The organism is Stenotrophomonas sp. STEN035 (genome assembly GCF_056759935.1).
Genome location: NZ_JBRRDY010000037.1, coordinates 20072 through 29238, shown reverse-complemented (window position 1 = coordinate 29238; position 9167 = coordinate 20072). Strand labels below are relative to the sequence as shown.

At 57.0% G+C, this 9167-nt stretch carries 9 protein-coding genes; 1 reads left to right on the top strand and 8 read right to left on the bottom strand.

Translation table 11 applies throughout. The features are described from left to right. Positions 1–174: 174 nt before the first annotated feature. The 7 genes from ACVOLL_RS17255 to ACVOLL_RS17225 form a co-directional block, all read right to left on the bottom strand. Positions 175–654 carry a tyrosine-type recombinase/integrase gene (locus ACVOLL_RS17255; RefSeq protein ID WP_481514006.1) on the bottom strand — a complete coding sequence of 160 codons (480 nt, stop codon included), beginning with the start codon at positions 652–654 and terminating at the stop codon, positions 175–177. After that, positions 647–1192, bottom strand: a complete 546-nt coding sequence (locus ACVOLL_RS17250) for a type I restriction-modification system subunit M N-terminal domain-containing protein (RefSeq protein WP_481514005.1) — start codon at positions 1190–1192, stop codon at positions 647–649. The genes ACVOLL_RS17255 and ACVOLL_RS17250 overlap by 8 nt, the downstream gene beginning before the upstream one ends. Positions 1193–1285: 93 nt before the next feature. After that, positions 1286–1744 (bottom strand): hypothetical protein, encoded by a 459-nt coding sequence (locus ACVOLL_RS17245; RefSeq protein WP_099497391.1) that lies wholly within the window; start codon positions 1742–1744, stop codon positions 1286–1288. 6 nt (positions 1745–1750) lie between these two features. Further along, positions 1751–3751 carry a hypothetical protein gene (locus tag ACVOLL_RS17240; protein WP_241899290.1) on the bottom strand — a complete coding sequence of 667 codons (2001 nt, stop codon included), beginning with the start codon at positions 3749–3751 and terminating at the stop codon, positions 1751–1753. Then, the gene (locus ACVOLL_RS17235) at positions 3744–5312 is read right to left on the bottom strand and encodes a site-specific integrase (protein ID WP_183153819.1); all 1569 of its coding nucleotides are present in this window, start codon (positions 5310–5312) and stop codon (positions 3744–3746) included. The genes ACVOLL_RS17240 and ACVOLL_RS17235 overlap by 8 nt, the downstream gene beginning before the upstream one ends. Continuing rightward, positions 5309–6619, bottom strand: a complete 1311-nt coding sequence (locus ACVOLL_RS17230; protein ID WP_099497393.1) for a site-specific integrase — start codon at positions 6617–6619, stop codon at positions 5309–5311. Before ACVOLL_RS17230 ends, ACVOLL_RS17235 begins: the two co-directional genes overlap by 4 nt. Positions 6620–6763: 144 nt before the next feature. Beyond that, the gene (locus tag ACVOLL_RS17225; protein WP_481514004.1) at positions 6764–7324 is read right to left on the bottom strand and encodes a single-stranded DNA-binding protein; all 561 of its coding nucleotides are present in this window, start codon (positions 7322–7324) and stop codon (positions 6764–6766) included. 275 nt (positions 7325–7599) lie between these two features. Between ACVOLL_RS17225 and ACVOLL_RS17220 the strand changes: the two genes are divergently transcribed. Then, positions 7600–8631, top strand: a complete 1032-nt coding sequence (locus ACVOLL_RS17220) for a LacI family DNA-binding transcriptional regulator (protein ID WP_481514010.1) — start codon at positions 7600–7602, stop codon at positions 8629–8631. Positions 8632–8637: 6 nt separating this feature from the next. Here ACVOLL_RS17220 and ACVOLL_RS17215 read toward each other — a convergent pair whose 3' ends face one another. Beyond that, positions 8638–9018, bottom strand: coding sequence for an SseB family protein (locus ACVOLL_RS17215; RefSeq protein WP_303749234.1), 381 nt, complete (start codon positions 9016–9018; stop codon positions 8638–8640). Between the last annotated feature and the right edge of the window lie 149 nt (positions 9019–9167).

Below are 9167 nucleotides of genomic sequence, written 5' to 3'. Positions count from 1 at the left end.
AGCAGAGCAGCCCGCATACCCCGACTACAGGCTCAGTATAACTCGAATCACATTAGGTCAAGTTGACCATCACAAATGTGAGTTGATTCATGTACTTAAACTCCCTCATGTGCGCGCGTTTCGGAAGCGGCCTGCGAAACCGAGCCCGGAGGCCGCTTGGGAACCGCTTGCTGCTTAGGCCTCCGTCTGTTCGGACATCTCTAGCGCGTCCTCAACCTCGATCCCGAGGTAGCGCAGAGTGCTCTCGAGCTTGGTGTGGCCCAGAAGGATCTGGACGGCCCGCAGGTTCTTCGTGCGCCGATATATCAAAGATGCCTTCGTTCTACGCATGCTGTGCGTGCCGTAGTTGTGTCGGTCGAGGCCAATGGCAGTGACCCACGATGAGACGATACGAGCGTACTGCCTGGTCGATAGATGTCCGACATGCTTGGCTCGGCCAGGGAACAAGTATGCTCCAGGCATAATCTGAGCCTGCCGGGCCCACTCGGCAACCGAAGCTCTGGTTAAGTCCGTTAGCTCGAACTGCACCGGCCGATCAATCTTTCGCTGCAGCACGATCGCCCGCTTCGCGATCACTCCACCGTGGGACACATCTCGCAGTCGTAAGCTGACGAGGTCGCATCCCCTGAGCTTTGAATTGAGCATCTCAATCATCAGCCGGACCACACTGGGTGTAGAACTCGCCGGCCTTCTTGTTGGTGACGTCGGCGAACTTCTTGATCAGATACTCGTAGGCGTCGCCCAGCACGTCAGACCGGACCTGTTTGTTGCCCAGCGGAAGGCGGGAGTAGTGCTCGATCAAATCCTTGAGGAGGGCGTCGGACAGGCGCTCCTTGTTCGACCATTGGGCGTCGCCAAAGACCCCATAGAGAGTATCCGGGTTGGCCTTCTCGATCTCGCGCATGGCCCGCTGCAGGGTCGTGCCGACATTGGTGGCCTTGGCACGAACGTCGTCCCAGTGGAAGCCATCCGGGATCTGAAAGCGGTGGGATTCGGGGAACATGGCCAGTTCGGCGTCACCGCTCTCCTCGACGATCTCTTGGTACTCCTCGTCCCAGACGTCGCAGATCCGCTTGAAGAACAACAGTGGGAAGATGTACGTCTTGAAGTCGGCCGCATCTACGGGCCCGCGCAGTATGTTGGCGGACTCCCACAAATGAGATTCGAGTTCGTGAAGTGTTACAGATGACATGTGTTGCAGATCCCCTTGGTATAACTTTCACGTGACGCCGTCTCACGACACGAGACCAAATCTCGGCTCACGGTCAAACGGAGCCTCATACGTTCAAAGGTTCTCTTTGGCAGCTTTACCCTTGCGCCCCTTCTTTTCGCGACGGCCCGACCGATTCACCTCAGGTAATGGCTTGTCCAATGCGAGCAAGTCCATCCGAACATTGTTTGCATACGCGTTGTATTGCCAACGACGGAACTGATCGAGAAGTAATTCATTCGTCGCCTCGAGCCGTGCAACTTGAGCCTCCAAGTTCACTATATGTCTGGTGGCAGTCTGTAGCGTGAAGTCTCTCGGCTTTGCATGCGCTGCCAGTCGAAGATCCTTTTGTCTCCTCTGAAACCCCTCTTTAATCGTTGGATACAGATACATCGTGTGCTTGGAGACGGATTCCACGCCAATGACTTTGGCGACGCGATCACAAAAAAGAGGCCATGTGAGCTTTCCCTCCCAACGATCGAGCTCGCGTAATACCTTGGGAAGAGTCGCCTTCGTGATGATCTTCTTGGGCATGGCAACTCAAACCAAGCGAAGTGGAATTGTCGCAGCGGCGACAGTATCCGAAGGCAGCTCAATCAACCCGAGATCCATCAGAGCACGCTGAACAGGAGACGGGTCATGCCCGTCCGGAATACGCAGCACCGTGCCATCCGGAAGCGCCTCCTCCTCGAGCATGATTCGCATGGTCCTCGTATGCGCAAGTTTCCATTTGTGATTATCGACCCAGCGATCCGCGCCAAAATCGCCGTCGATGTGCGCTTGTTGGGCCTTCTCCAGGAGCTTCTGCGTTTGCGCTTCCAACAGCCGAATCCTGTCGAGCGTGACATGATCACCCTTGATGCATCTGTGCTCTTTGCAGGTCATGCATTCACGCTGCTTCATGCAAGGCGCCATTGCATAGTCATGCGTACACATGCCGTATAACGTTGCCTTGGCCGTGCCCAGACGGTCGACCCCAAGCTCTTGATAGGTAACAGGCTGCCGATTCTTGAATCGCTCCAGCAAGCTAGGCGCCTCTCTTACGATTAGGGCCCTTGCCTCCGACAAGCGTTCTTCTGGGCTGCGGTGGTCGTAATGCCGATTATCGGTGGGCTTTGCCCGGCCCGCCCATTGTGCCAATGTAAAGTCATCCATCCCCGCGCGCTCTGACATCGTGCTTAGCCAGTGACGTGGCTGGTGGGTAGTCAACTTGATGGGATCTCCATCTACCTCCTTGAGACCGGCAAGCAGATAGGTCCCGCTCTCCGGGTCCAGGCGAGCGTTTACGTCATTGGCCGTTGGCAGGCGCCACGAAAATTCCTTGACCGAAAAATTCGCGTGAAATTCATACTCACGATGCAGGCAAAGCGCATCCCATACTTTCACGACCTTCTTGGCATTGATGAAGGGCCAGTCGCCGCCTTGGTATTGCTCCTTAACGAACTTCGCAAGATCGCCGTATGTGATATCGGCCCGACCCACGAATTGCTTCAGGCGCTTCGTTCTTGGGACATGTCCATCTTTTGCGTAGCGCCCATCAAGGTTCAAGGCGGCAAACACTTCCTTAGTACTTAGAGGCTCACCATCGCTGAGTTGATCGGCGGAGCTAAGGCCAGCACTCCGCATGAAAACTCCAGGATTCTCAAAGGCAAATCGCGCCGCTAATCGAGCGGGCCTGCCGATCTCCTCCAGCCTCCGCACAGCCTCAACGACCACGTCCTCCATCACCGGCAGGACCCACTTCTTCATACGACCTTTTCCCTTCGCAGCCACCCAGCGAAGGCACATCCTTTCTGCGCCTGAATCATCCGGCTCGCGACCAATACAATCCACTGGAAGGCTAAGCACTTCTGAGATTCGACTTGGCGTTGCCATCAAGAGAATCGCAATAGAAGAGTAGAACCGAGTATGTGGGTCGGCGGCACCTGCGAAGAGATCCGCCAACGCGAGCATGCTGGCGTTACTTGGCAACTTACTTTCACGATGCTCGCGCCCAGCCTCTCCTAGGTCCTCGGTCAGAATTGCCGGCTTCTTGAATGGCGACCTCCACTGAGGCAGACCCAGCGATACGAATTTCTCGCGGCAAAAATCAAATACCCCAGCTAGGGTGAGGCCGGTTTTGTGATAGACATCCTCGGAAGCATAGAACTCGCGGCACTTCTGCGCACTGAGGTCCATCACCGCCCCATTGAGCAACAGCACATCTGCCTTCAAGCCTGACTCGATCAGCGCGGCTTCAATACAGCGTAGCGCTTGCAGCCAGTACTGCACTGAGATCACTGGTCTATGACTGTACTTATAGCGAACGTAGGCCTTTGCGAAATCCTTGAATGGTTGCGCTAGAGGTGTGTACCGATATGGCGTCAACTCCTGCAACTGGGTCGCAAAAACAGCAACGGTCTTTCCTTGCTGCCAACGATCCTTTGGCCAAGTATCAGCACCAAAAGCCGTCAGATCTTCTCTAGCCAGACGGATAAAGTCGTCCAGATTTGTCCTGGCATCTCGACCCGCCTTCGGAACGAATAGGATGACATCAGACACAGGCCATCTCCTCATCCGAGTCTGGAATGGCTAGCTTGTCCTTGAATTCGCTGCACAAGGTAATGCAATGTTCGACGGCAAGTATCAATAGGTCGTTTGCCGACACCACTACATCTGAACAACCCGCATCACGCGCCCGAGACTTTTCCGCATACAGATCCTCTAGCACCTCTTGATGCGGTCCATGGACCCACGGTTGGAAGTGGGTGCATGTGTAACAAGCGCGATACCCGCTCGCGCAGAACCCGTAGTTTCCGCATGTGCCGACACCGTTTGATCTGTCGTTCGCCACACGGCTACGCGGATCATCTCCTCGGATAGCGTCTCGTTCCAATCGAACGAGCCTGCCAAGGCAGGCCTGCGCGAAAGGAGCCAGCTTTGGACCAATGAACTCATCAATGATGGCCACTTCATTCGCGGTGTTTTCCGTATATACGCGGACATTCTGAATGTCGGAATGATCCAACAACTCCGCAATTACGAACGCACCGAAACCCTCACGTCGAAGCTTGGTGCCACGCGTGTGTCTGAAGCGCCTGGCAGACAGGCGAATAAACTCACCAGTTCGCTCTGATCGCGCGGTGTTCGCACGCGCGCACCTCAGCAGGGCTGAGTCCAGAGAGCTAGTCGTTGCGTGCAGAGCGTCTGGCTTGGAGCCAGCAAGCAGGTCTCTCAACTCCGCAACACTCTTTACCTTCGCAGCCGCATCCTCGTTGATAAATATCGGAACTTCTTTGCGTAGGTCGTCATCCAATTTCGCTCCAATTGTTGCCTCCACATCTGCCACCGCTCTGCGATGGAGACTGTCGAGCACGAGAAACAGATCTTCAATGATCGGAATGGAGCGAAACTTCCCTCGAAATCTCAGATTCCGTTGTTTTGCTCGTGGTACGTTCAAATAAAGAGACGCAACTTCTTTCGGATTCCCCTTCAAGTCTCTCCCTCGAAGTGCGGCCAACTGAACCGTACGGCGAGCAGTCATTGCGAGAGCCAAGAGGTACACAAAATCCTTGAACGTGATCTTGCGCTTGATTACAGCTGAATTTGCCCAGTCAAGCAGGGCCGCCATCTCCAAGTCCGTGTATGGCCCTGTTTCGGGGCAGCCGGTGGCCACAGCTGCACCCTTCTCGTTTCCTTTGATTGTCCAGCCGCGAAGGAGTTCTGCTGTCTCCTCCGAAACGCCATTGAACCCGAATTCATGCCAGGCCAACAGAAAGCCTTTCAGAGCTCCCAGACGCCACTCCCCATCTGCACCCAACGATGCGCGCCAATTCAATAGGTCTTTCGGCGTTACGCACTTCGCGCCTGTGTCGCGCAAGTATCTCTTGAACGCCTCCGCCATGTTGTATGTGTGATGAGCCGAAAGCTCCTCGGCATAACGTTGTAAGGTCAGACGAAATCCGGATTGAACCGCATCCGGAAGCATCGCCACCAAGCCAAGTGCAACCGTAACGTCCTTATCGAGCTGCCAGTACTCATCAAGAACATTAAAAGCATAGCCAGCCTTTGAGACGGCCTCTTTCGGCCGAGGTGTCTCTTTAGTCTTTTTTGATGCGCTCATTGGGCGACTCTCCTGCCGCGAATGACGCGCCCCAAGCCAGACTGCAATTCTCTAACCGCTGCATTGCTAACTTCACGGACATGGCGCTGGTTGTAAACGGCCCCGGATGATTTATTCCAATGGCCGTTCAAGAAGGCCCTCATATCCAGCTCCTTTCCTTCTCGAATCAGGGCTCCTTCGGTTTCGCCATCCTTCACCCTAGCGTTATGCGCATCGATGGCACACGAGAGTTCGTAGTTGAAGTGATGACGCAAAGCATGAGGATGGATAACGTTGAACGCTGGATCAACCTCACGAATTTTGCTCACGATCTCGCCGACCGCCGACAGTGACAATGGCTGTCCATACCACTTGCCGGGTTTGTGCGTAACAAAGAGGTAGGGATGCTTGCGTGCAGCGGGGATCAGTGAGCGGTGCTTCATGACATACGCATGAATATCGTTCGCCAAGCCATCTGGAATTGGAATTGGACGCTCTTTTGTCTTGGATGACGGCTGATTACGTCGAGAATCAAACGGATCGTCTTGATTGCGCCTCACCCAGACGTACGGTTCTTCGCCAAAATCAACTTGGTCAATCCGCAGACTCATAAGCTCCCCTCTCCGCATTCCGGTGTATCTAACGAGGTGGAACATGATTGCGTTGCGAAGACGTACGGCTTGAGCGCCGAACGGGTTCTTCGGAGAGTCGATCGCTATGACTTCCAGGAATTGGTCAATTACCTCCGAAGGAGGCGAATCATCATTAGGATCACTCTGCCGCCGCAGCGACGCCCCTTTAGGGCGATGCTTGCGAATTAGCTTCGCCATGCGTGCAATGTCTTGGGCGCGCTTTTGACGATCCTTAACGCTAATGGCGTCCGCCATGAACTCAAGATAGTCCGCGATCGTGCTCAGTCGGTTGTAGTGCTGCTGACCCGCCACTTTCCTGCCGGGTTTCACCGTCCCAATCCGGCCTTCGAGCATTTTCACACCTGAGTCGTCAGCCCACTGACTTTGGCTGTCGGATTCCAGATCGCGCATGTCACGTGATGCAAAGTCACGAATGGACATGACGTCGGCGAGTGTGAGGAACTCGCCTCTAGCGAACTCAGCCTCCAAGTCTCTCGCAGGCTTCTTGGATGCCTGCCAGCGCAGAAGAACGAGGATGTCCGCCAGTTTGTTGCGAATCGTATTGACCGCAATGCCCGCGTTTCGAAGCTTCGCGGTTGCGAAGAGTGTCGGATAAAAAAGCGGAAGTCCACGCGCATCTTGCAGCAGCGGAACGCGCTCACCCTCTCCGAAGACATGTGCAGAAAGCCGATACATCGCTCGCTCTCTTTATCGCCTGTTTTAGCAACTGTAGCACTATAGTTTTTTTTTCAACAGTTCTTGACAACGAGACAAAGAAAAAAGCCCTCTGAAACAGAGGGCTCCTTCGTTCTAACTCACCGAAAACAGATTATCTGTATCTCAGAACGGAATATCGTCGTCAGCGAAGTCGTCCATCGGCGGAGCCGACTGCTGCTGCGGCGGTGCCTGGCGCTGCTGCTGACGCTGACCGCCGCCATAGCCACCACCGCCGCCCTGGTCCTGGTTGCCATAACCGCCCTGGCCGCCACCCTGCTGCTGGCGCGGGGCCGACTGGCGCTGCGGACGATCACCGCCGTAGCCGCCACCGCCACCACCGCCGCCTTCACCACGGCCGCCGAGCATCTGCATTTCGTTGGCGACGATATCGGTGGTGTACTTTTCAACACCGTCCTGGCCGGTGTACTTGTCGTAGCGCAGTTCGCCTTCGACGTAGACCGAACTGCCCTTGCGCAGGTATTCACCGGCGATCTCGCCGAGCTTGCCGAAGAACACCACGCGGTGCCACTCGGTACGCTCCTGCTGGTTGCCATCACGGTCCTTGCGCACGCTGGTGGTGGCCAGGCTGATGCGGGTGATCGCCATGCCGGCCTGGGTGTACTTGGTGTCCGGGTCGTTGCCGAGGTTGCCGACGAGGATGACTTTATTGATGCCGCGGGCCATAGGTTCCTACTCTTCCGTTGGGGTCCACCCGCCGGATGCGGGCAATAGCCGACGTATTATATCTGTCCGGCGACAGATAGCAGCCAATCCTTGCAGCCCTTGCGGCGTAAGGCTTGCGCTGGCCCAGCCGCGCATCCGGCGCCGTTTGGCCAAGCCGGATCACCGCCCTTCCAGCGCTGGAATCGCCCGGCAAACGGCTGATCCCGGACCCGGCCCGCCCCCCTTTCGCCGACCTCATGGCATGATGCCAGACGTCGTTCAGATTGCTGGTCAAGATGGTCATCAAGGGCAAAGCCACCTCTTTGGATATCGCGCACATGGCCGGCGTCTCGCAGCCGACGGTGTCGCGTGCGCTGCGTGGCAGCCCGATGGTCAATGCCGAAACCCGCCAGCGCATCCTCGATATCGCCCGCCAGCTGAACTACAAGGTCGACAAGAACGCCTCCAGCCTGCGCTGCCAACAATCCGGCACGCTGGCGCTGCTGTTCTTCGAAGACCCGACCAACGACGATTCCTTGATCAACCCATTCTTCCACTCGATGCTGGGCTCGATCACCCGCGCCTGTGCGTTGAAGGGGCTGGACCTGCTGGTGTCGTTCCAGCAGCTGTCCAGCGACTGGCATGCCGACTTCGAGGACAGCAACAAGGCCGACGGCATCATCCTGCTCGGCTATGGCGACTACCACGAGTCGGTTGAGCGGCTGCAGCGGCTGGTGGAGCAAGGCACCCATTTCGTGCGTTGGGGCGCAGCCTTGCCGGGCCAGCCCGGCGTATCGATCGGCAGCGACAACTTCCAGGGCGGCTTTGATATCAGCGCGCATCTGCTTGAACAAGGCCGCCAGCGCATCGCGTTCCTCGGCCATGCATCCAGCCACTACCCCGAGTTCGAAGAGCGTTACCGCGGCCATGTAGAAGCCTTGGCCGCACGCGGTTTGAAGGCAGATCCGACGCTGCAGCATGACGCCATCACCACCGAGGACTCCGGCCACGCCGCCTGCATCGCCCTGCTCGACAGCGGCAAGGACTTCGATGCGATCTGCGCGGCCAGTGACCTGATCGCGATTGGTGCCTTGCGCGCCCTGCGCGAGCGTGGCGTACGCGTGCCGCAGGACATCGCGGTCACCGGCTTTGACGATATTCCACTGGCTGCATCGGTATCGCCACCGCTGACCACGGTGCAACAGGACACCAAGCAGGCCGGTCAGCTGCTGGTCGACAAACTGCTGAGCCTGATTGCCGGTGAACCGGTCGAAGGCCTCACCATTCCGGTGAAGCTGGTGGTGCGTGAGTCCTCAAAACCGGGCTGAGCCTGCTTAGCTGAAATCCTTGAGGATTTCGCCCACGCCGGATGGCGATATCTCAAATCCCAATGGCGTGCCAGGATTGATCACCACGCCGTAGCCGCCCGGCACGCGACGCAACACTTCAAGCATCAGCATGCGGATGTTGTGCGGGGCCTGTTGCTGGTGGAAACCGACCCGCGCCATATCGGTGAACACCGCCACGTGCAGCACGCCCTGCTTGTCGAACAGCAACGGGTCGAATCCACTGCCGTCGGCCGTGACCAGGCTGCCGGTGAGCAACACCACTTCGGAGGCAACGAAGGCCTGCATGAAGGCGCGGATCGGCAGCTTGCCGTCCATTGCGGTCTGCAACAGGGTTTCGATGGGGGTCTGCGGGGGAAGCTGGTTCATGCGGTGCCGCCGGGAATGCCTGGGGGCGGATTGTAGCGGGTGGGGCTTTGGGAGTCGCAAAGGCTGGAGGTGAGACAGTAGCGAAAGCTACCCCTCCCCAGCCCTCCCCTTGCCTTTGGCAAAGGGAGGGAGACAAGCAAAGCCTCTCA

Bases quoted from the DNA above. Each gene is read 5' to 3' on its own strand.
- ACVOLL_RS17255 (WP_481514006.1), bottom strand. From the start codon at position 654: ATGATTGAGATGCTCAATTCAAAGCTCAGGGGATGCGACCTCGTCAGC.
- ACVOLL_RS17250 (WP_481514005.1), bottom strand. From the start codon at position 1,192: ATGTCATCTGTAACACTTCACGAACTCGAATCTCATTTGTGGGAGTCC.
- ACVOLL_RS17245 (WP_099497391.1), bottom strand. From the start codon at position 1,744: ATGCCCAAGAAGATCATCACGAAGGCGACTCTTCCCAAGGTATTACGC.
- ACVOLL_RS17235 (WP_183153819.1), bottom strand. From the start codon at position 5,312: ATGAGCGCATCAAAAAAGACTAAAGAGACACCTCGGCCGAAAGAGGCC.
- ACVOLL_RS17230 (WP_099497393.1), bottom strand. From the start codon at position 6,619: ATGTATCGGCTTTCTGCACATGTCTTCGGAGAGGGTGAGCGCGTTCCG.
- ACVOLL_RS17225 (WP_481514004.1), bottom strand. From the start codon at position 7,324: ATGGCCCGCGGCATCAATAAAGTCATCCTCGTCGGCAACCTCGGCAAC.
- ACVOLL_RS17220 (WP_481514010.1), top strand. From the start codon at position 7,600: ATGGTCATCAAGGGCAAAGCCACCTCTTTGGATATCGCGCACATGGCC.
- ACVOLL_RS17215 (WP_303749234.1), bottom strand. From the start codon at position 9,018: ATGAACCAGCTTCCCCCGCAGACCCCCATCGAAACCCTGTTGCAGACC.